Here is a 20,851-nt window from a genome sequence, read left to right on the forward strand (position 1 = left end):
CCCGTCATCCCGATGTGCAGAGCTGTCCATATCAGGCGCCGACCAGCGTGCTGCCGAGGAAGGCATAGGCGAAGCCAAAATAGATCAACACACCCAGCAGATCCATGATCGAGGTGAGCATGGGGGAGCTGAGGGTGGCCGGGTCAGTGCCTATCTTGCGCGCCACGAATGGCAGAGCCAAACCGAGCAGGCTGCCAACGACGGTCACCGTCATGGCCGACAGGCTGACGATCAGCACTATGTCCCAACCTATGCTCTTGCTCCAGAATGCCATCACGCCTTCCAGCACGGCGACACCCACCCCCAGCGCCACGGCCACGGGCAGATCGCGACGCAGTACGAAGAAGAAGTCACGCAAGCTCAGCTTGAGCTGCCCCATGCCCATAGAGCGGATCACCAGGGTGGCAGACTGGCTGCCCGCGTTGCCGCCCATGTCGATGATGGGGGCAATGAAGGCGGCGAGGATCAGGACCTCGCTGAGCAGATCCTCCTGGGCCGCGACCAGATTGCTGGTGAGAATGCCAAAGATGGTCAGTACCGCCAGCCAGAAGAAACGGGCATTGAACATGCTCAGTGTGCTGGATGCGCGAAGATCGAGTTCGGGGCCACCCAGAGCCGCCGTACCACCGAAACGGGCAATGCGGTTGGCATCCTCTTCCTCGGCCACATCCATCGCATCATCCACTGTGACCATGCCGAGCAGCTGTCGGTCATTATTCAACACCGGCAGGGCCAGCAGGTTATAGCGGGCTATCATGTCCGCAGCGGCTCCCTTGTGGGCATCTGCCTGAATACTCACCAGCTCCCGCTGCATGATGCTTGATATGGGGGCCTTGCTGTCGGCCAGAAAGAGCTCTCGCAGCGAGACAACCCCGATGAGGCGGCGCATTTCATCCACGACATACAGGGTGTAGATGCTTTCTCTGTCAGCGGCAGTGCTGCGCAGGCGCTGCAGCCCTTCGCCCACAGTGATGTCGGCCGGCAGGCTGGCACAATCCGAGCTCATGATGGAGCCGACCAGGCTGTCGGAGTAAGAGGCCAGTCGTTGGGTATCCTCCCGCTCTTCCTCCGTCATCGCATCGAGCAGGATCTGGCGCAAGGCGGCGGGCAGACGATTGTAGAGGTCGGCCCTGTCATCGGGGGAGAGGCGGGTGCACAGCTCCTCCAGCTGGGTCTTGGCCATGGAGCGCACCAGACTGGCCTGAATGTCGCTGGGCAGATGGCGGAAGATGCGAGCGGCCCGCAATGCAGGCACCAGGCTGAGGAAGGTGTGAATATGCTTGTCTGTCAGGCGCTTTATCGCTTGAGCCAAATCGACTTCATGAATATTCAGGCTCAGGCTCTGGATCCCCATGCGATCCTTGTTTTGCAGCAGTACGTACAGCTGTTGGTGAATATCTTGGTATTGCATTTATATATCCTTTATTACATCAGCCGGAAAAATGGCAAATAGAGTCCCGACTGACATCACATCAGCAAAAATAGATAAAGAAATAACACCCGAAAATTAACTCGGGCTAGTCGCCAGTACAGGCTCCAGGGTCAGGGTCCATAAGACACCTCCTGATTGATGTAGAAAACGGCCATATTCTTGCCCGTCATGGGCAAGGAAAGGGGAACTGAACAGGTGCAACGCTCGGCAAGCGTGCAGCAAGGGAGACCGGATGGCGAGACGGACGCAACCCGGTGAGCGGCGGCTGCCATGTCGCCTGCGGTTTCGCCGGCAAGCCGCATGGCCACTGACCCTAGGCAAACCGGGCTCACCATTGGCAACTCGCGCCATGGGCGGAGCAACATGGGCTGATGGGTAGACAGCGGTAATGACATGCGGGTCCTGATATCAGGAGAAGATCCATGCAGGCATGATTGACGGCATCCAGCGGGTGACCCTGGATGGCGCAAGTAATAGACATCGAGTGAATACAGGGAAGGGGTGCACTCAGGTGCAAATAAACCGCTCTCCGCATAGCGCGAGATAGCGGCAGAAGACTCTGCGGGATCTCGCGACTCAGGTATTGGCTGACGAGCTCAACAACCTACTGTCATCTGATGAATTGCCCACTGATGGTCTCCGTTATTAATCAATGCGGCGATGCTACTGGAATGACACTTATTGGTAAATAATTAATCCATCGACAGAAACATTTAGAAACATCTTTATTGATATGTTTCGTGATTGAACGACAGGATCATCGGGTACGCGGCCATATTACGCGCCGGGCTCGGCATCATTAGCTGCCGCTTCGCCGCCGACCCAGATGGTGCACTGCGTGTGTCAACGTCCACTCACAGGATGGTGCATGGCCAATGCCCGGCAGATCCATCGTCAGCACCATGACCCCTTGACCCATATTGCCGGCGAGATGCGGCCCTTCATCCACACCGCCAGCCGGTATCGCAGCTCTGCGGATGTGGATCTGCACTATTGAGTGGATCCCGATAAGGGATCCACCTCACAAGTTCAGCCAATTCATTCTGTACAAATGTTATCCCGCTCACAGAGTGGCTGAAACGGTTTAGCTTCTATATTGAGTTGGCTAAAGCGGTTTAGCTATGCTCTCTTCGCCGATAAAAACAGAGCCCGATCGGGCAACACACGACAGGTGAGGAAGATGATGATGTTCAAGAGCAGATTGGCGCTGGCGGTAGCGCTGGGATTGGGGATGAGCGGCCCGCTGTGGGCGGCCGAGGGCGGTATCGAAGCCAGGCTGGCAGCGCTGGAGGCGCGGGTACAGGCGGCTGAAGCGCGAGCCGAGGCGGCGGAAAGTCGTGCCAGTCAGGCCGAGGTGAAGGCGAGTGCGGCCAGTGAGCAGGCCCAGGTCGCCAACAGCCGCAGCCAGAAGGTGGATGAGAAGACGGCGGGGGCGCAGGGCTTCGAGTTTCACGGCTATGCCCGCTCGGGCCTGCTGGTCAACGGCAATGGCAACGGCGGGCGCGGCGGCCCCTACATCACCCCGGCAGGATCGGTGGGCGGGGCTGTTGGCCGGCTTGGCAACGAGGATGACACCTACATGGAGGCCAACCTGCAGAAGACCCAGACCTTCGCCGATGGCAGCTGGGCCCGCTACAAGCTGATGCTGGCCGATGGCGTGGAGACCAGCAACGACTGGACCGCCAGCGATTCGAGCCTCAATACCCGCCAGGTGTTTGCCGAAATCGGCAATCTGGCGAGCTTCGACGGCCCCTTCAAGCATGCGGTGTTGTGGGCGGGCAAGCGCTTCGATCGGGACAACTTCGACATCCACTGGCTCGACTCGGACGTGGTGTTCCTGGCCGGGACCGGTGGCGGCGTCTACGACGTGCAGCTGGCCGACAGCTGGAAGGCGAACTTCTCCCTCTATGGGCGCGACTATGGTGACATCAGCGCCAGCGGCCTGTCGGACATAGAGAGCCATATCCTCACCATGAACAATCGCGTCGGCAACTGGCAGTGGATGCTGAACGGCCTCTCGGCCAAAGACAACGAGGCGCGCATCAACGACGGCGGCAAGGGAAGCGAGGCGGCGAACAAGGGGGCGCACACCCTGCTGGCCTATCACGCCGACAGCTTCTTTGGCATCAACCCCGGCTTCTCCAAGGCGGCGATCCTCTATGGTCATGGCCTGGGGGCCGAGCTCAAGGGACTGGGTTCCGACAGCGAGCTGCTGCCGGATGCCGATGCGGTGCGAGTGGCGGTCTTTGGCGCCACGGATCTCAACCCGCGCTGGCGTTTCGCCCCGGCCCTGCTGGCAGAGCAGAGCCAGGACCGTTACGTGAAGGGGGATGAATACCAGTGGCTGACCCTCAATACCCGGGTGGCCCAGGTGCTGAGCCAGAACGTCGAGCTGGTCTATGAGGCGAGCTGGCAGTACATGGATCTGGATCCCAAGGGTTACAAGGGCCGCCAGGCGGTGAGCGGCAACTTCACCAAGCTCACCTTCGCTCCCACCTTCAAGGCGCAGACCGCCGGTTTCTTCGAACGTCCCGAACTGCGGGTGTTCGCCAGCTGGATGGACTGGTCATCCGAGCTCGACAGCTACGCCAGCGACGATGCCATGGGCCAGAGCAACTTCACCGCCGGTGGCGAGTGGAACTTTGGCGTACAGATGGAAACCTGGTTCTAGTTCGTTATCCCGATCACAAAAATGGCAGCCGGTGCCGAGATCTGTTGGTTGGCTAAATCGGTTTAGCTGATAATGAAAGCCAAGAGATGAGGGCCCGGCCTCGTCAATGAATTCTGTGCAGCAGTGGAGTAGCAAGGTGACGAATCGTGTGTGGGTAATGGGGGATGCGGTGGTGGATCTTATCCCGGAAGGGGAGCTGCACTACCTCAAGTGTCCGGGTGGCGCACCCGCCAACGTGGCGGTGGGGGTAGCCCGGCTTGGCGGGGAGTCGGCCTTTATCGGCCGGGTCGGCGCCGATCCCTTCGGCCGCTTTATGGCCGATACCCTGGTGGCCGAGGGCGTCGACATTCGCCATCTGACCCAGGATCCGGCCCATCGTACCTCCACGGTGCTGGTGGAACTCGATGAAGAAGGGGAGCGCAGCTTCACCTTCATGGTGCGCCCCAGCGCCGATCAGTTCCTCGAACCGGCTGACTTGCCCCGCTTCGAGGCAGGGCAGTGGCTGCTCACCTGCTCCATCGCCCTGGCCAACGAGCCGGTACGCGGCAGCTGCCTGCACGCCATGGCCGCCATCAAGGAGGCGGGGGGGCGGGTCTGTTTCGATCCCAACCTGAGGCCCGAGGTGTGGGGCAAGCCCGCCGAGATGCTGCCCCAGGTAAGCGCGGCCATCGCCCTGGCGGACGTGGTCAAGCTCTCCATCGAGGAGCTGCAGCTGCTGAGCGGTGAGGATGAGCTGGCCGCGGGGCTCGCCACCCTCTCGGGCCCGGCGCTGGTGCTGGTGACCCGGGGGGCGGCCGGAGTGGTGGCCCGCCTGGGGGGCGAGTTGCTGGAGTGGGTGGGGCAAAAAGTGACCCCGCTCGACACCACGGGGGCGGGGGATGCTTTCGTCGCCGGTCTGCTGGCGGCACTGGCGCAGGGTGAGCGATTGCCCACGCTGGCCGAGCTGCCCGCCATCCTGGCCCAGGCTCACGGCTGCGGGGCGCTTGCCACCACCGCCAAGGGGGCCATGACGGCGCTGCCAACCCGCACAGAACTGGATGCCTTTTTGCGATCAGGCGCAAGCGGCTGTTGATCTGCGGCTAGAAGCCCGGCTCGACAGCCCCTACTCTCATGTGACAAGGGCCTGCCAGCATGGCGGGTCATAAGAGGAAGAATATGAATATCAGTGCGATAGCCAAGGATCTGGTGCCCCTGCTCGGGGGCAAGGAGAACATCGTCAGCGCCGCTCACTGTGCCACCCGGCTGCGACTGGTGCTGGCGGACGACAGCAAGGTGAACAAGGCCGCCATCGACAAGCTGGACGGGGTAAAAGGCTGCTTCAGCAACGCGGGTCAAATTCAGGTGATCTTCGGCACAGGTCTGGTCAACAAGGTCTATGCGGAGTTTGTGGCCCTGACCGGTACCGGCACCGCCAGCAAGTCGGAGCTGACCGACATGGCGACGGCCAAGCTCAATGTGGCCCAGCGGCTGGCGCGGACGCTGTCCAACATCTTCGTGCCCATCATTCCGGCAATCGTCGCGTCCGGTCTGCTGATGGGGCTGCTCGGCATGGTGCGCACCTACGGCTGGGTCAACGCCGACAGCGCCCTCTTCGTCATGCTCGACATGTTCAGCTCGGCGGCCTTCATCATTTTGCCGATCCTGATCGGCTTTACTGCGGCGCGGGAGTTTGGCGGCAACCCCTATCTGGGGGCCACCATGGGGGGCATCCTTACCCATCCGGCGCTGACCAACGCCTGGGGCGTAGCCGGTGGCTTCAAGACCATGGACTTCTTCGGTCTCGATGTCGCCATGATCGGCTATCAGGGCACCGTCTTCCCTGTGCTGCTGGCGGTCTGGTTCATGTCCCATCTGGAGAGGCAGTTGCGCAAGCGCATTCCGGACGCGCTGGATCTGATCCTCACGCCGTTTCTCACCGTCATCATCACAGGTTTCGTGGCGCTGCTGTTTATCGGCCCGGCGGGTCGGGTGCTGGGGGACGGCATCTCGTTCGGTCTGAGTGCGCTTTATGAGCAGGCGGGCTGGCTGGCGGGGCTGGTGTTTGGCGGGACTTACTCGCTTATCGTCATCACCGGCATCCACCACAGCTTCCACGCCATAGAGGCGGGGCTGCTCACCAATCCGGCCATAGGCGTCAACTTCCTGTTGCCCATCTGGGCCATGGCCAACGTGGCGCAGGGCGGGGCCTGTCTGGCTGTCTACTTCAAGACCCGGGATCCGAAAATCAAGGCGATTACCGTGCCGGCGGCCATGTCCTGCCTGCTCGGCATCACGGAGGCGGCGATCTTCGGCGTCAACCTGCGCTACATCAAGCCCTTCCTGGCCGGTCTGCTCGGCGGTGCCCTGGGTGGTGCCTACGTGGTGGCGACCAAGGTGGGCATGACGGCGGTGGGGCTGACCGGCATTCCCGGCATGGCCATAGTCCAGCCCATGAGCCTCATCCACTACGTCATCGGGCTGGTGATCGCCTTTGGCGCTGCCTTTGCCGCTTCCTGGCTGCTCAAATACAAGGTGGAGTGATGAAGGAAGTTGATCTCCTCAATCAGATTGTCCGGTCGCTATTGGCCGGACAGCTCAAGGCGGCGGCCGATCCCCATAGGCCCCGCTGGCATCTGGCAGCCCCGGTGGGGCTGCTCAACGATCCCAATGGCTTTATCGAGCACGGCGGCCGGTATCACCTTTTTTACCAGTGGAACCCGCTGGGTTGCACGCACAGCAACAAGGGGTGGGGTCATGTCAGCTCCAGCGATCTCCTGCACTGGCAGCACGAGCCGGTGGCGCTCTTGCCCACCGAGGCGTATGAGAGCCACGGTTGCTATTCTGGCTCGGCGGTCAGCGACGAGCAGGGACGCCTGACCCTCATCTACACAGGCAATGTCAAATACCCGGACGGCGGCCGCACCGCCTACCAGTGTCTGGCTCGCGCCGATGGTGAGGGTGGCTTTGTCAAGCTGGGGCCTGTGCTGGAACTGCCCGCAGGCTACAGCGGCCATGTGCGCGACCCCAAGGTGTGGCACGACGGCCAGCAGTGGCTCATGGTGCTGGGGGCCCGCACTCTGGATGACAGGGGCGAAGTGCTGCTCTATCGCGGCGAGACGCTGGACAAGTGGCAGCTGCTGGGCTCCATCGCCGGCAGCGGGCATGGCGGTCTCGGCGACTTTGGCTATATGTGGGAGTGCCCGGATCTCTTCCCGCTAGGGGGTCGCCACGTGCTGATAAGTTGCCCGCAAGGGATTGCCCCGGTGGGGGAGGATTATCGCAATCTCTACCAGTGTGGCTGGCTGGCGGGCCATTTTGACGGCGAGCACTTCAAGCACGGGGCTTTCCACGAGTTGGACAGGGGCTTCGAGTTCTATGCGCCACAGACCACCCAGGACAGTCAGGGGCGGCGCCTCTTGTTCGGCTGGCTGGGGCTGCCGGAGGAGAACGAGATGAGCCAGCCCACTATCCCCTATGGCTGGATCCATCAGATGAGCTGCCCGCGGGAGCTGTTCTGGCAGGGGGAGTGGCTCTGCCAGCGGCCGGTGGCGGAGCTGGCGGCATTGAAGGGGGAGTTGACCCGGTTCGAGGGGACGCCAGGCGAATTTGCGGGGCTGGCCATCGACTCGGCCTGGCTCGATCTGGATCTGTGCGGTGAGGGAAGCCTCTGGTTCGGCGCTGTGGCCGAGCTGGTGTGGCAGCCTGGGCGCATCACCTTGCGGCGCCAGAACTGGCAGAGCGGGGAATGGGAGACGCGATCCGCCCCCTGGCTGGGTGGGCGGATCACTGTGCTGTGCGATCGTTCCAGTCTGGAGTGTTTCATCGATGGCGGTCGCCACAGCCTGTCGGCCCGCTACTTCCCCGGTGAAAAGCCGCAGCTATCGGCAGGGAACGCGGGTGGGGGCTGCAAAATTTGCCTCAATCACTGGCCGCTGTCGGCTTGCCTAGTACAATAGCCCGGTGCTAGTCAGCCGGGAGGCCAGGTGGAGAAGAAGAAACGGATCACGATTGCCCAGATAGCCGAGTTGGCGGGGGTGTCCAAGGCGACCGCCAGTCTGGTGCTCAACGGCAAGAGTGCTGAGTACCGGATTGCCGATCAGACCCAAAAGCGCATCCAGGCGGTGGCGGATGAGTGCCACTACCAGCCGAGCTTTCATGCCCGCGCCCTGCGCGAGACCCGCAGTTACACCTGGGGTCTGGTGATCCCCGATCTCACCAACTTCGGTTTTGCCCGCATCGCCCGCGCCCTCGAGGCTCACTGCCGGGAGGCGGGCATCCAGCTGCTGATCGCCTGCTCCGAGGATGATCCCACTCTGGAGCAGACGGTGGTGGACAACCTCATCAGCCGTCAGGTGGATGGCCTCATCGTCGCCTCCAGCGGCCACAGCGACGACATCTATGCCCGCATTCACGACCGCCTGCCGGTGGTGCAGCTGGATCGCCACATAGGCGAGTCGCGCCTGCCCATGGTGATCTCGGACGCCTGCAAGGCCACCGCCGAGCTGGTGCGGGACATGGCTGGCGAATGCGGCGAGGAAATTTACTATTTCGGCGGTCTGCTGGATCTCTCCCCCAGCCGCCATCGGCTTGCCGGGTATGAGCTGGGGCTGCATCGAGCCGGGCTTGAGGCGGACGCCATCCGGGTGCGCCATCGTGACTATCAGCCGAGCTCGGGCTATCAGCTGATGGCCGAGCTGGTGGCCGAGCTGGGGGCGCCGCCCCGCGGGCTCTTCACCGCCTCTTTTACCCTGCTGGAAGGGGTGCTGCGCTATCTCAACGAGGCTGGGCTGATGGAGACGGGCATGCGGCTGTGCACCTTCGATGATCACGATCTGCTCGACTGCATACCGATGCGCATCGACTCGGTGGCGCAGGATTGTCCGGCGCTGGCCCGCGCCGCCTTCGAGCTGATGCAGCAACTGATCGCGGGCAATCCCCCCGCGCAGACCGCCCAGGTGATCAGCCCCAGGGTACGCTGGCGCACCCGCCGCTAGTCGCGCAGGTTTGCTCCCATACAAAAGCCCCGCCAGAATTGGCGGGGCTTTTTTGTTTATCGGGGGAGGGCACACAGACATGCCCAGCCGGTTCAATCCGTGGTGCTGGCGCGCCAGAACACCTGCTTGATATGGGGATGAATGGCCAGCTTCACCATCAGGGCATCCAGCTCGTCGCCGTCGATGGAGGTAGCCAGCAGCACGGCGGAGATCTCCAGATCCTGTTCACCGAACGGCTCTATGTCCAGCTCGCTCAAAGGGTAGTTGGCCTGCTCCATCATCTCTTCGAGCCAGTGCAGCACCTCCTTCTGATACTCGCGCTGGGCGAGGGCCGTGACCCTGTAGGTCACCTCGGTATCTGTATTGTCCACCGGGCGGCGGTTGATCTGGTTGACCAGCGGTCGCAGCAGGGTGTTGGCGGCCAGCACGAACAGGGCGCCGAGCACTGCCTCCATGGCGAGCCCGGCCCCGCTGGCCGCGCCCACAGCCGCCACGCCCCACAGGGTGGCGGCCGTGTTGATGCCGCGGATATTGCCAGACTCGCGCATGATGACACCGGCGCCGAGAAAGCCGATGCCGGAGACGATATAGGCCACCACATGGACCACGTTGTAGTTGCCGCCGTGCAGGTCATAGATGCGCTGGGCCAGGCTGACGAACAGGGCGGCCCCCACTGCGACCAGCACGTTGGTGCGAAGACCGGCGGTACGCTGGCGGTACTGGCGCTCCAGCCCGACCAGGCTGCCCAGCACGAAGGCCAGCAACAGGCTGGCCAGGGTGTCGAGCAGGGAAATCATGTCAAATTGCTGCCACATTCTCATGGCGTACTCCTTCTGGTTTGAGATGGCCTTCGGGATACAGGATAGAAGGCCCAGTGAGCATTCCTGATGAATCGCAGAGGTGCGCGCGGTGAAGGCCATCATGGGAAATGAAAGCGGGCGCACGGTCAAACGGGCCCGCGCACTCAGAATGGCGAGCAGATAGCCGGGCCAGATGGAAAGGGGCCAGCATGGCTGGCCCCCGATCTACGCGATCCCGTTAGTTGAGCAGTGGCTCGGCGTCGCGACGGGGACGCAGCTCCCAGCGAACCGGGTGGGCGACCCCGACCTGATGCACGAACTGCACCAGATAACGGCGCTGTGGCGGGGTGCAGTGCAGATTGAGCACCAGCTCCCGACCTCCGCTGCGCCCTGGCCTCAGGGACTGCATGGGACGCAGCCCGGCCGGTTGCAGGGTATGAGTCACCATGTCGAGCACCTGCTCCATGTCGGCGCGATCCTGGCAACGGATCTGCAACCTGTAGTGGTGCTGACTCGGCTTGGCGCGCAGCCAGAGTGGCAACAAACCACGGCCCAGCTTGCTCAGCAGGGGGTGGGCCTGGGTGGATCCGGACTTGGTTGAAATAAAACGCATAGCAGCCTCCTTGTGGGAAGCAGAAACTATGCAGGCAAGGTGTCCAGGCCTGGGCTTGGGTCACCTGACGTCAAGTGTAAAAAGAGAAGAGGGGAGTGGATTTCCGCTTCTCGCAGGGTTGCGAGAACGCGGCAGAGGAAGACCTGCGGCTATCTCGCGACCTGGGTGCCGACTGACTGGGTCGGCCTACAACTGTCACTTGATGAATTGCCCACTGATGGTCTCCGCTGTTGATGAACGGCCAGATGGTACTCATCCAGAGCGATGAGGTAAAGCCTTATCCGCGTTCAGCAACATTTAGATACAAGTTTGTCAATAACCTGAGCCACTTGGCTACATCCATACCAGCCCGGCCAAGGCCGGCGCCATCCCAGGCGCCGGGCCAGTGGCTGCGGCAGCCTGCGCCCTGATCCACGGCCATGCTTAGGGTTCACTCCCATATAAAAATTAGATATTGCTAATTTAGGTTTTATTTATAGAATGAAGCTTAATATAAGCAACTGCTAATTTATTCCTATGGCCCCTTTCGATGAGATGACCCGGCATGCCAGCGAGGCGGCCGCCCTGCTCAAGGCGCTGGCCCATCCCGAGCGGTTGCTGGTGCTCTGCCAGCTGCTTGATGGCGAGAAGGGTGTTGGCGAACTGCTGGCACACAGTGCGCTGGGGCAGTCGGCATTCTCCCAGCAACTGGCGGTGCTCAGGCGCAGCGGCCTGATCCGGTCGCGCAAGGTTGCCCAGCAGATCTACTGCTCGCTGGCGAACGAGGCGGCGGCGGATGTACTGGCCGTGTTGCGCACCCATTTTTGCCACTCCCAAGATGACGAGGTGTCCTGATGTTTGAAACCCAATGGTTGCTTGCCCTGGCCGGGGGCATGCTGGTGGGGCTCTCCGCCCTGATGCTGATGCTGTTCAACGGCAAGGTGGCCGGGATCAGCGGCATTCTGGCGGGCGCCATGCAACACAGGCACGCCTGGCGCTGGCTGTTTTTGCTGGGACTGGGGGCGGGTGCCTGGCTGGCATTTTCCCTGGACTGGGCCAGGCTGCCGCGTTTCGACACCCTGCCGGCCTGGCCGCTGGTGTTGCTGGCTGGGCTGCTGGTCGGGATCGGTACCCGTCTTGGCAATGGCTGCACCAGTGGTCACGGCATCTGCGGCATGGGTCGGCTTTCTGTGCGCTCCATCCTTGCCACCCTCACCTTCATGGCAACCGGTGCCCTCACCGTGTTTGTCATCCTGCATCTGTTGTAACGAGGCGATGAGATGAAACTCTTTATCAGTCTGTTGGCCGGTCTCTTGTTCGGGCTCGGCCTTGCCATCTCCGGCATGGTGGATCCGGCCCGGGTCATCGGCTTTCTCGACGTGGCGGGGGCCTGGGATCCCAGCCTGGCCTTCGTGATGGGGGGGGCCTTGCTGGTGTTCATGCCGGGCTACTTTCTGCTGGTCAAACCGAGCCACCAGAGCCTGCTCGGTGAGCCATATTCGTTCAGCCAGGCCCGACAGGTGGACGGTCGCCTCCTCGGTGGCTCGGCCCTGTTCGGCATCGGCTGGGGCCTGGTGGGCATCTGCCCAGGGCCTGCCTTGAGCCTCATCTCCAGCGGTCAGCCCATGATACTGCTGTTCGTGGCGGCCATGGTGAGCGGGATCTTGCTGGTGGACAGGGTATGGCCGACGCTGTGGCCCGCCCGCAGCGCCTGATCCCCAGGCGCCATGATCCCGCAGTCCCGGTATCCGTGCCGGAGTCAGGCAGGCGCAATAGCGAGAGGGCCACCTGGGTGGCCCTCCTCTTTTCACACGTTCAGGTGGCTGGCGCGCTGAGTCAGCGTCCTTTCATCAGCGGGAAGTAGCGTCGGTCGGCCTGGCTCATGTGGCCGACAACCAGCTCCTGAATGATGAAGTTGAGCAATTCGTCGTTGCCAAGCTCGCCGGCCCTGGCGGCGGTCATCAGCTGGCTTGCCCTGTGCAGCAGCCGCTGGTGGTCCTGCTGGTGGCTGGCCAGCTCGGCATAGTCCAGCTCGGCCAGCATCTGCTCCTCGAAGGCGAAGTGATGGCGCGCCATCTCGAACAAGCCTTCCAGACTCTCCAGATAGAGGGCAGGGTGTTCACTGTTGTCTTTCATGCGCTCCAGCAGCCGGTTGGTCAGCACGAAGAGCTGACGATGCTCGGCATCGATGCGGGGGTGGCCGCACTCGTGGCTGTTTTGCCACAGCAGTGAACCCAGCTCGGGATCCAGCCCGGCGGTAAACAGGCAGACCCGGCCACGGCCCCGTCCCTTGGCCTGATACATGGCCTGATCGGCATGGTGCATCAGGGTCTTGGGATCCGTGCCATGTTCCGGGTAGAGCGCCACCCCTATGCTGCTGGAGATCCGCAACTCCTGCTCTTCATCCACCCGGAACGGATGACGCAGGCTCTGGTGCAGATGATCCGCCACCGCCAGCGCCTCGTCACTGATATCGGGCAGCAGGATCACGAACTCATCGCCCCCGAGGCGGGCCACCAGATCCTGTTCCCGCACGCAGTGGCGCATGCGCTCGGCCACCATGTTGAGCAGCACATCGCCGGTTTCATGGCCGAAGGTGTCGTTGATCGGCTTGAAGTGATCCAGATCGATGAACATCAGCGCCAGCTCTCTCCCCTCGTCGGCCATGGCCTCCTTCAGCCGCAGTTGCAGCAGGCGACGGTTGGGCAGGTTGGTGAGCGGATCATAGAAGGCGAGGCGGTGCATCATCTCCTCGCTGGCGGCGCGTTCCGTGATGTCGCGGGTGACCCCCAGGATGGCGTCGGGTTGGCCTTTCTCGTTGCCGTGCAAGGTAGTGATGGTCTCGGTCGCGACCAGATGCCCCTCCCTGTGCCGCAACTGGGTGCGGATCACGCAGCGGGTCTGCTCGTGGTCGCCCCGTTGCCAGGCGGCGAGGGAGTCACTGAGCTCATCGCGCAGCTGTTTTCTGGAGGTCTCCGGGATCAGCTGCTTGAGGGGCAGGCTGAGGATGTCGATCGCCTCGTAACCGCTGAGCGGCAGAATGGCCGGGCTGACGTAGCGAAAGCGCAGGGTGGCGGTATCCATGGTCCAGATGACGTCGGCGCTGTTCTCCGCCACGAACCGGTAGTGCTGTTCGCTCTGGGCCAGTTCACGGGTGAGCCGCAGCCGATCCCGGGCCTCCTGACGCAGGCGCAGGTAGAGATGGCAGAAGATGCCGAGCAGGGTCAGCAGGGTGAAGGTGATCAGCATGGCGACAGCCACGCTCTTGTCGAACAGCTGCCGCTGCTGGCGCATCCGCTCCCGGTCCGGGTTGTAGAGGAAGCGCTCCAGATCGGGCAGGGAGCTGAGCAAGCCTGCCTCCAGGTAGGTCCTGGCGATCTGCTGCCATCGCTCGGGTTGCATGTAGCCGGGCTCGATGAGATCCGGCTGCATCAGCTCCCTGGTTTCACGGGCTTCGAACTCCAGCTGCTCACGGCCATAACCGCTGGGATAGTGCTCCATGATCCAGCTGATCATCTCCTCCGGGTTTTCCATGGCATAGCGCCATCCCTTGAGGCTGGCCTGCTGGAACGCATAGACCCGCTCCGGCCTGCCCGCCAGCTCACGCTCAGAGGTAAACAGATTGTCACCGTAGAAGTCGAAGTCGATGTCGCGGGGGGAGAATACCCGGTAGGGGATCCCCAGCTGGGCCAGATAGAAGGGCTCGGTGGTGCTGTAGGCGCTGATGGCATCCACCTGTCCGGTCAGCAAGGCCTGCAGCCCCTGTTCATAGGGCAGTTTGGTCCAGCTCTGTGGCTGGGCATGGCGGCCGAGATAGACCTGCAACTCCCTTGAGCCTGGTTCCAGCATCAGGCGCTTGCCCGCCAGATCCGAGGGTTGCAGTATGTCGGGCCGTTCCAGCGAGAGCAGGACCAGCGGCGAGTGCTGCAGCATGGCTGCCAGTACCACGACCGGACGGCCTGCGGCACGGGCGAGCAGCAAGTCGCTGCCGCTGATCCCGAACTGGGCATTGCCCGACACCACCTCGTTGACCACATTGGTCTGCGGCGTGGCGGCGCGCAGCGCGACATTCAGACCGGCATCACGATAAAAGCCCTTGAACTGGGCGGCGTAATAACCGGCGAACTGGAACTGATGTTGCCATGGCAGTTGCACCACTATCTGATCTGCCGCCCTCAGGGGCAGAGAGGTGACGCTGTAGCAGATCGCCATACCCAGCATTGGCAGATACCAGAGCAAGCGATGAAGGGAGGAATTTACGCCTGTCATATACATTCCTCTCGGGAGACGGGTTCGATCCTAGAGTCAAACAATTCCTTGTTGCCCGCAAGGGGGCGAAAGGCTGCTGGAATGGGGGATGGGTGACAAAAAAAGTGATTTCTGTGTCGTTTATCACATTTGGCTTTCATGCTCGGTATTTTTGTCAATTATGCGAATAATTAAGGAGCCATATGGCCTATAAAAACGGTCGCATTTTAGTCGTATTTACCTGTTGTTTACCTCAGTAATAGTGAGTGATTGCTTTTTTCACGGTGCAATGCGTCAACCTGTGTCGCCGTATCAAAAGATACTTTTCTGATGCTGTGGAAATGTATCCGGATTGATTCTATTAGGTTGTTAATCGGTAACGATGGAGCCCAGCCGGCAAGGGCCCAAATCCGGTTGCCAGCGGTGGTATGATAGCGGCTCTTCCTTCTCGTTGAGGCTCTCTCATGTCCCGATTGCGTCTGTTGTTGTCCGACTCTCACGATCCCCTGTTCAACCTGGCGGTGGAGGAGTGCATCTTTCGCCAGATGGACCCGAACCAGCGGGTGCTCTTCCTGTGGCGCAACGCCAATACGGTGGTGATTGGCCGCGCCCAGAATCCCTGGAAGGAGTGCAACACCCGTCGCATGGAAGAGGATGGGGTGACCCTGGCCCGGCGCAGTAGCGGCGGCGGCGCCGTGTTTCACGACCTTGGCAACAGCTGCTTCACCTTCATGGCGGGCAAGCCCGGCTATGACAAGAGCATCTCCACCGCCATAGTGCTGGACGCGCTCAAGCGGCTCGGGGTGAGCGCCTTCGCCTCCGGGCGCAACGATCTGCTGGTGGCGACCCAGGACGGGGAGCGCAAGGTGTCGGGCTCGGCGTATCGGGAGACCCAGGATCGCGGCTTTCATCACGGCACCCTGCTGCTGAATGCCGATCTGGGCCGGCTCGCCAACTACCTCAATCCGGATCCCAAGAAGCTGGCGGCCAAGGGCATCAGCTCGGTGCGCAGCCGGGTGGCCAACCTGTGCGAGCTGCTGCCCGGCATTGACCACAACCAGCTGAGCCACGCCCTCTGCGAGGCCTTCTTTGCCCATTACGGCGAGCGGGTTCTGTCCGAACACATCTCTCCGAGCCAACTGCCCGACCTGCCCGGCTTTGCCGACACCTTCGCCCGCCAGCGCAGCTGGGAGTGGAACTTCGGCCATGCGCCTGCGTTCAGCCATCAGCTGGACGAGCGCTTCGGCTGGGGCGGGGTCGAGCTCCATTTCGATGTGGAGAAGGGGGTCATAGGCCGGGCGCAGATCTTCAGCGACAGCCTGGATCCGGCGCCGCTGGATGCGCTGGCCGAACGGCTGGTTGGCCTCGCCTATCGCCGCGAGGTCATAGCGGCGCTGCTGTCGCAACTGCGGGCCGATTTCCCGGCCCAGCAAGCCGAGCTGGACGAGCTCTCCCGCTGGTTGCTGGCCGCGCTGCGCTGAGGTTTTTTCCTGTCCGATCACGAAATCAAAAGAGGCGCCCAAAAGGCGCCTTTTTGCCAACCCACGCCACGGCTCATCATGACAAAAAGTAGGGGCGGCCATTAGATATTGTCGCTGTTTCAAACAGCGGCTCAGGGGTATAAGGGCAGCACACTTGCTGTACTAATGGTATAAAAATGAGTGACTTAGTTTATCTGAAAGATGAAGGCGTCAACGCCGTCCACCACGAGTTCTCCGCCCGTTTTGCCACAGTCAAAGCTAACTTTTTCTCGCGCAATCCCGATCTCTGGCCGGTGTTTCGCGAGCCCGGTTTCGCCACCCTCAACGAGTTTCGCGCCCGTGGCCTGGCGCCGGATGCCCGCCTGAACGCCTGGCCCGATGGCCGCGCCCGCCTCGCCGATCTCTGCGAGACCATGCCGGTGCCCGCACAGATGCGCACTCCGGGTGAACCCATGGCCGAGCTGCTGTTTGCCGGCGCCCTGTCGAAAGACTGGGAGAACCCCTCCAGCGTCGAGAACGTCATCACAATGTCGGCGGATCCCGCCATCTACGGCGCCCAGATGGGCATATTGGCCAACCCCAATCTGGTCTACTCCGAGTATGCCGGGGTGGCCGAGGAGCTGGAGAAGAAGGTGGTGCGCCAGATAGCCCTGCTGGCTGGCTATGATCCGGCCCGCGCCACCGGCATCTTCACCCAGGGGGGCACCTTCTGTAACCTCTACGGCTACCTGCTCGGCATTCGCAAGAGCCTGCCGGAGGCCAAGCACAAGGGGCTCGGCCACTATCAGGATTACCGCATCATCAACTCCCAGGGCGGCCACTACTCCAACATCACCAACCTCTCCCTGCTCGGGGTCGACATAGAGAACAAGACCATCCGCATTCAGGTTGGCGAGAACAACGACATCGATCTCGATCACCTGGAACGCACCCTGACCGCCTGTTTTGCCCTCAAGCATGTGGTGCCCACCATCATGCTCACCATGGGGACCACGGACACCTTCGGGGTGGACCAGGTCAAACCCGTGGTCGAGCTGCGGGATCGCCTCTGCGAGCGGTTCGAGGTGGCGGTCAAGCCTCACATCCACGTGGATGCCGCCATCGGCTGGTCGATGATTTTCTTCCTGGATTACGATTTTGGCGCCAACCCGCTCGCCATCAACGGCGCCACCCTGGCGGGGATCGAGCGCAACGTGGCCCGCTTCGCCGAGCTGAAATACGCCGACTCCTTCACCGTCGACTTCCAGAAGTGGGGCTATGTGCCCTACACCTCCAGCCTGGTGATGATCAAGGAGCAGGACGATCTCCAGGCGATGGAGAACGACCCGGAGAACTTCTCCTATTTTGAGCGGGACATTCAGGGCCAGACCCACCTGCAGTCCACCATTGAGTGTTCCCGCGGGGCGAGCGGTCTGTTCGGTGCCTATGCGGCGCTCAACTACCTGGGGGTGGAGGGCTATCGCACCGTGCTGGCCCACTGCCTGCAAAATGCCAACTACTTCCGCTTCCGGTTAAGCCAGCTCGGCAACGTCAAGCTGGTGGCCCAGGAGAATCAGGGGCCGAGCGTGGGCTTCAAGATCTACAACCCCGAGTGGGTGCAGGATCCGGACGCCGAGTTCGCCTTCGAGCTGGCACGCAGCCCGGATGCGGCCTACAAGGCGCGCTTGCAGCGCAACACCGACTATCACCGCGGCCTCTTTACCGGGCGCGGCAAGGTGGGGCTCTACACCAACTGGGTGGAGGCCATAGCCCACTCCGACTACGATGCCCGCGGCAAATACTCCTACATCGCAGGGGAGAAGGCGGTCTTCATGAACCCCGCCTGTGGCCGTGAACAGATCGATGCCTTTATCGCGCACATTCGCGGCTGATGGCGGATGAATGACGGGGCGCAGGCGGGTCTCCCCCTGCGCCCTGCTTTTTTGATACGTCAATCAATTGAATCAAAAGGGATTGCTTGCGAATCCCCCGGGAAATGTGAAGCTCTGCACGTTACGCCCCTCTGCATCCCTTTCTGACTTTTCTCGCCCTGTTTTTTCCGTACGGTATGGACTCCAACGGGCTGACTTTCAGCCTTGGATATCAACAAAAGGAGCCGTTATGGACAAGCACAGACGCAGAGTCACCCTGGGGTTGTTGAGTGCCCCCCTGGTCGCCACCCTGGCCGGGTGCAACAGCAGCAACGACAGCGAAGGGAGCCCGGTCGACTTTAGCACTACCCTGACAGACCGGCTGAGCGCCGAATTGCACGACGAGCAGACTGCCCGCCGGCTGGCCCCCTTCATCGAGGAGGCCTGCTTCAACATGACGCCGTCCCGGGTCGTCATCGACAGCGTCAACTGCGTAATAGCCTTTGCCTTTGGCAACCGCCCCAACGCCTCGGGCAACCCGGATGAGCTGGCCGAACCCGGCCCCATGAACGAGGCTCTGGCCGCCTGTTGCGCCGCCCTCTATCGGCAAAAGCCGGTACCCATGTATGTGCAGTGGGAGATAGCCCGCTTCCTGGACTCTAAAGCTTATGGGGATATTCCAACCACGGATATCATCTCCATCGAGCCTTACTGGGATGACGCTGGCAAGCTTATCTATCTGAGCACGGATGATGTGGTTAAAAAGATTATTGAGGAGCACACCCAGGATCAAGACCCGGCCAGCCTCGGCATGGCGGCCGTTATAGGTCACCGCGACCACGTCAAACGCTGCATCATCACCTGCCGTGCCCGCAATGTGGCGAGCCATGCCCCGGAGGGGATCGAACTGCCCGTCTGGTATGACGAGCAATCCGATCAACCCTGGACCCGTCGCCGCGACCTCTATGTGCTGCAGGACATCTCGGCCCAGCTGATGGGGGTGGCGCAGGCCAACATAGCCCAGGCTTATCCGAACGGGTGAGCCGCGCTGATGGCGCAATGCAAGCCGGGTCAGGGGCCCGGCCTGTTTGTCATCAGGACGGGCGAAGCGCCAAGGCATCGGATGGATTGCCTCTGCGGGCTCACACCGGCCTGGATAATATCGGCTTGTGCCCGAATGTGGCGTCATTAGTGCGGCGTAATAGAGACATGCCGGTGCAAGGTGCACCGGCATGATGTGATCAAGGTATATTGAAGGTGATGGGGTCAGGGAGTCGGCACCGTACTGGCGCAATCATATTGTTCGCCACTTAATCCCATGATATGACAGGTTGCGGTCAACACATCATTGGGACGGGCCCATACAGGATCCCAGCCGCCCATAGGTTCATCATGGCGTTTGTCTTTATACAGATCCCACATGATCATGCCGGATGGTGAATATCTGGCCGTGCGCGTGGCGATATCCGTGAGAAGATCCTTGCTCAGCAATAAATTGCCTGTCGCCGGTCTGCCAACTTCAAATCCGACCGTGATGGCTGGACTTATCAGCAATTTTTGCGGTTGAATGGCGGCGCTGGCATAACTCGGCGATCCTTTTACCACTGCGTGCCCAGGTCGTATGGTGTCACCGGATTTCAGCCAGCTGAAGAAGGCCCCGTAATAATAATCAACCTGTCCTGCCAGATCGCACGGAATATTGGTGTCGCCCCCACAGTCTGTTTCGCTCAGGTCATATGACATTATGCCAATGGTACTGAGTCGATCGACCAGATCCGGATATTGCAGCGCGGTATTGTAAATCAGGCCATATAAATTACCGCCCCACCAGGCACCACCATAGGTATTGCTGGTATAGGCATTGCTGCCCCAGTTGGCCGACATGTTTGGGATACCGCCTGTTGCGGGGGCCGCCGTGCTCAGTGCCAGCTCGGGGTTGATGGCATCGATGGCCTGGTAGAGGGAACGCATGATGGCCGCAAACTTGTCGACCGTGTCCGGCATGATCCTGGGATAGGGCTGCTCGGCGGGATTGAGTTGCATGCTGTCGTTATAGACCCGCACTCCCTTGCCTCTGCTCATCAGGGTGGCCGTGTCCAGGTATTCCACGTTGCCGGCCGGCGGCTGCACCGAATCCGGCGTCAGCCGCCAGCTGTAGGCGTTGAGATCCGCGTGCCAGAACTCCTCGTAGTCCAGATCAATGCCTGCCACGCCGAGGTCATTGGCCAGCTGAACCACGTTGCGATACGCCTGATCCGCGGCCTGGCCGGATATCGGGTTGTCGAAGCGGTTGCGGGGGCCCGGGTTGGGGAAGGAGTCGTATTGCTCTCCGGCCGGGCCACAGGCATCCACCTTGCCCGCCGTGACATCGTAGTATTCCGGGATGCAGCTGAAGTTCCAGCCCCCGACGGCAATATAGGTCTCGACGCCATGGAGTTTGAAGGTGTTGATAATATCCCTGAGCTGGGAAAAGTCGGCGATGGATTTATTATTATCAGCCAGATTATTTTGGGTTGTGGTATCGCAGATATATCCAAACAATCCGGTGCAGGCCAGGTCATTTTGCGTGTAATTGACCAGGCTGGGTTGGACAAATGACAGTACCAGCTTGTTGAAATTGCTCTTTTGACTGGCCACCTGATTACTCAAGGTTTCCAGATTGTCCAGTGATGCATAGTAGCCAGGTGTATTGGCCGGGGCATCCGAGCCACTCAGATAGTAGGCGGTTATTTCTGGTGTTTGTGCCATGGCAGCGCCGGCAAACAGCAGCGGGATCGCGCCGAACAGGGTGTGATGTTTCATAT

Annotated in this window: 17 protein-coding genes; 12 read left to right on the top strand and 5 right to left on the bottom strand. The window is 61.4% G+C overall.

The window, feature by feature from the left end:
• Positions 1 to 31: 31 nt before the first annotated feature.
• Entirely contained in the window at positions 32 to 1,411 is a 1,380-nt protein-coding gene (mgtE, locus tag ACM3N8_RS09765) for a magnesium transporter (RefSeq protein WP_043134317.1), read from the bottom strand.
• Between the two features lie 889 nt (positions 1,412 to 2,300).
• On the opposite strand from mgtE, the gene ACM3N8_RS09770 reads away from it, so the two are divergent.
• The 6 genes from ACM3N8_RS09770 (at position 2,301) to ACM3N8_RS09795 (ending at position 9,076) form a co-directional block, all read left to right on the top strand.
• Positions 2,301 to 2,429, top strand: coding sequence for a hypothetical protein (locus ACM3N8_RS09770; RefSeq protein WP_290017634.1), 129 nt, complete (start codon positions 2,301 to 2,303; stop codon positions 2,427 to 2,429).
• Positions 2,430 to 2,612: 183 nt separating this feature from the next.
• Positions 2,613 to 4,103, top strand: coding sequence for a carbohydrate porin (locus tag ACM3N8_RS09775; RefSeq protein WP_290017632.1), 1,491 nt, complete (start codon positions 2,613 to 2,615; stop codon positions 4,101 to 4,103).
• Between the two features lie 157 nt (positions 4,104 to 4,260).
• On the top strand, positions 4,261 to 5,175 hold the full coding sequence (locus ACM3N8_RS09780) for an aminoimidazole riboside kinase (protein WP_290017959.1): 915 nt from the start codon (positions 4,261 to 4,263) through the stop codon (positions 5,173 to 5,175).
• A gap of 83 nt (positions 5,176 to 5,258) precedes the next feature.
• Positions 5,259 to 6,623: a sucrose-specific PTS transporter subunit IIBC gene (locus ACM3N8_RS09785; protein WP_290017630.1), complete on the top strand. Its 1,365-nt coding sequence runs from the start codon at positions 5,259 to 5,261 to the stop codon at positions 6,621 to 6,623.
• Positions 6,623 to 8,038, top strand: coding sequence for a glycoside hydrolase family 32 protein (locus ACM3N8_RS09790; RefSeq protein WP_290017628.1), 1,416 nt, complete (start codon positions 6,623 to 6,625; stop codon positions 8,036 to 8,038). The genes ACM3N8_RS09785 and ACM3N8_RS09790 overlap by 1 nt, the downstream gene beginning before the upstream one ends.
• Positions 8,039 to 8,065: 27 nt before the next feature.
• The gene (locus ACM3N8_RS09795; RefSeq protein ID WP_043134305.1) at positions 8,066 to 9,076 is read left to right on the top strand and encodes a substrate-binding domain-containing protein; all 1,011 of its coding nucleotides are present in this window, start codon (positions 8,066 to 8,068) and stop codon (positions 9,074 to 9,076) included.
• Positions 9,077 to 9,168: 92 nt separating this feature from the next.
• Here ACM3N8_RS09795 and ACM3N8_RS09800 read toward each other — a convergent pair whose 3' ends face one another.
• Both ACM3N8_RS09800 and ACM3N8_RS09805 read right to left on the bottom strand, forming a co-directional pair.
• On the bottom strand, positions 9,169 to 9,897 hold the full coding sequence (locus ACM3N8_RS09800) for an MgtC/SapB family protein (protein ID WP_043134302.1): 729 nt from the start codon (positions 9,895 to 9,897) through the stop codon (positions 9,169 to 9,171).
• Between the two features lie 217 nt (positions 9,898 to 10,114).
• Entirely contained in the window at positions 10,115 to 10,489 is a 375-nt protein-coding gene (locus tag ACM3N8_RS09805) for a hypothetical protein (RefSeq protein ID WP_043556778.1), read from the bottom strand.
• A 516-nt stretch (positions 10,490 to 11,005) separates the two neighbouring features.
• Here ACM3N8_RS09805 and ACM3N8_RS09810 point away from each other — a divergent pair.
• Genes ACM3N8_RS09810 through ACM3N8_RS09820 form a run of 3 tightly spaced genes read left to right on the top strand, consistent with a single transcriptional unit; the run spans position 11,006 to position 12,183 of the window.
• Positions 11,006 to 11,323 (top strand): ArsR/SmtB family transcription factor, encoded by a 318-nt coding sequence (locus tag ACM3N8_RS09810; protein ID WP_098983306.1) that lies wholly within the window; start codon positions 11,006 to 11,008, stop codon positions 11,321 to 11,323.
• Positions 11,323 to 11,736 (top strand): YeeE/YedE family protein, encoded by a 414-nt coding sequence (locus tag ACM3N8_RS09815; RefSeq protein ID WP_290017624.1) that lies wholly within the window; start codon positions 11,323 to 11,325, stop codon positions 11,734 to 11,736. The genes ACM3N8_RS09810 and ACM3N8_RS09815 overlap by 1 nt, the downstream gene beginning before the upstream one ends.
• Before the next feature lie 12 nt (positions 11,737 to 11,748).
• Positions 11,749 to 12,183, top strand: a complete 435-nt coding sequence (locus ACM3N8_RS09820) for a YeeE/YedE family protein (protein ID WP_290017623.1) — start codon at positions 11,749 to 11,751, stop codon at positions 12,181 to 12,183.
• Positions 12,184 to 12,304: 121 nt separating this feature from the next.
• Here ACM3N8_RS09820 and ACM3N8_RS09825 read toward each other — a convergent pair whose 3' ends face one another.
• Positions 12,305 to 14,737, bottom strand: coding sequence for a diguanylate cyclase domain-containing protein (locus ACM3N8_RS09825; protein ID WP_290017622.1), 2,433 nt, complete (start codon positions 14,735 to 14,737; stop codon positions 12,305 to 12,307).
• Positions 14,738 to 15,180: 443 nt separating this feature from the next.
• Between ACM3N8_RS09825 and ACM3N8_RS09830 the strand changes: the two genes are divergently transcribed.
• The 3 genes from ACM3N8_RS09830 to ACM3N8_RS09840 all read left to right on the top strand — a co-directional run bounded on the left by ACM3N8_RS09830 (position 15,181) and on the right by ACM3N8_RS09840 (position 19,089).
• The gene (locus ACM3N8_RS09830) at positions 15,181 to 16,197 is read left to right on the top strand and encodes a lipoate--protein ligase A (RefSeq protein WP_416016036.1); all 1,017 of its coding nucleotides are present in this window, start codon (positions 15,181 to 15,183) and stop codon (positions 16,195 to 16,197) included.
• Positions 16,198 to 16,373: 176 nt separating this feature from the next.
• A complete protein-coding gene (locus ACM3N8_RS09835; RefSeq protein ID WP_416016037.1) occupies positions 16,374 to 18,068 on the top strand; it encodes a pyridoxal phosphate-dependent decarboxylase family protein in 1,695 nt (564 codons plus the stop codon).
• 229 nt (positions 18,069 to 18,297) lie between these two features.
• Positions 18,298 to 19,089: a hypothetical protein gene (locus tag ACM3N8_RS09840; RefSeq protein WP_416016038.1), complete on the top strand. Its 792-nt coding sequence runs from the start codon at positions 18,298 to 18,300 to the stop codon at positions 19,087 to 19,089.
• Positions 19,090 to 19,313: 224 nt separating this feature from the next.
• Here the strand turns inward: ACM3N8_RS09840 and ACM3N8_RS09845 are convergent, their stop codons facing one another.
• Positions 19,314 to 20,849 carry a toxin gene (locus tag ACM3N8_RS09845; RefSeq protein ID WP_416016039.1) on the bottom strand — a complete coding sequence of 512 codons (1,536 nt, stop codon included), beginning with the start codon at positions 20,847 to 20,849 and terminating at the stop codon, positions 19,314 to 19,316.
• Positions 20,850 to 20,851: the final 2 nt, after the last annotated feature.

It is taken from the genome of Aeromonas sp. A04 (genome assembly GCF_047780465.1).
Lineage (GTDB): Bacteria > Pseudomonadota > Gammaproteobacteria > Enterobacterales > Aeromonadaceae > Aeromonas > Aeromonas bestiarum.

Bases quoted from the DNA above. Each gene is read 5' to 3' on its own strand.
- ACM3N8_RS09845 (WP_416016039.1), bottom strand. From the start codon at position 20,849: ATGAAACATCACACCCTGTTCGGCGCGATCCCGCTGCTGTTTGCCGGC.
- mgtE (WP_043134317.1), bottom strand. From the start codon at position 1,411: ATGCAATACCAAGATATTCACCAACAGCTGTACGTACTGCTGCAAAAC.
- ACM3N8_RS09780 (WP_290017959.1), top strand. From the start codon at position 4,261: ATGGGGGATGCGGTGGTGGATCTTATCCCGGAAGGGGAGCTGCACTAC.
- ACM3N8_RS09830 (WP_416016036.1), top strand. From the start codon at position 15,181: ATGTCCCGATTGCGTCTGTTGTTGTCCGACTCTCACGATCCCCTGTTC.
- ACM3N8_RS09835 (WP_416016037.1), top strand. From the start codon at position 16,374: ATGAGTGACTTAGTTTATCTGAAAGATGAAGGCGTCAACGCCGTCCAC.
- ACM3N8_RS09775 (WP_290017632.1), top strand. From the start codon at position 2,613: ATGATGATGTTCAAGAGCAGATTGGCGCTGGCGGTAGCGCTGGGATTG.
- ACM3N8_RS09800 (WP_043134302.1), bottom strand. From the start codon at position 9,897: ATGAGAATGTGGCAGCAATTTGACATGATTTCCCTGCTCGACACCCTG.
- ACM3N8_RS09785 (WP_290017630.1), top strand. From the start codon at position 5,259: ATGAATATCAGTGCGATAGCCAAGGATCTGGTGCCCCTGCTCGGGGGC.
- ACM3N8_RS09770 (WP_290017634.1), top strand. From the start codon at position 2,301: ATGGCCAATGCCCGGCAGATCCATCGTCAGCACCATGACCCCTTGACC.
- ACM3N8_RS09820 (WP_290017623.1), top strand. From the start codon at position 11,749: ATGAAACTCTTTATCAGTCTGTTGGCCGGTCTCTTGTTCGGGCTCGGC.
- ACM3N8_RS09825 (WP_290017622.1), bottom strand. From the start codon at position 14,737: ATGACAGGCGTAAATTCCTCCCTTCATCGCTTGCTCTGGTATCTGCCA.
- ACM3N8_RS09840 (WP_416016038.1), top strand. From the start codon at position 18,298: ATGGACAAGCACAGACGCAGAGTCACCCTGGGGTTGTTGAGTGCCCCC.
- ACM3N8_RS09805 (WP_043556778.1), bottom strand. From the start codon at position 10,489: ATGCGTTTTATTTCAACCAAGTCCGGATCCACCCAGGCCCACCCCCTG.
- ACM3N8_RS09810 (WP_098983306.1), top strand. From the start codon at position 11,006: ATGGCCCCTTTCGATGAGATGACCCGGCATGCCAGCGAGGCGGCCGCC.
- ACM3N8_RS09815 (WP_290017624.1), top strand. From the start codon at position 11,323: ATGTTTGAAACCCAATGGTTGCTTGCCCTGGCCGGGGGCATGCTGGTG.
- ACM3N8_RS09790 (WP_290017628.1), top strand. From the start codon at position 6,623: ATGAAGGAAGTTGATCTCCTCAATCAGATTGTCCGGTCGCTATTGGCC.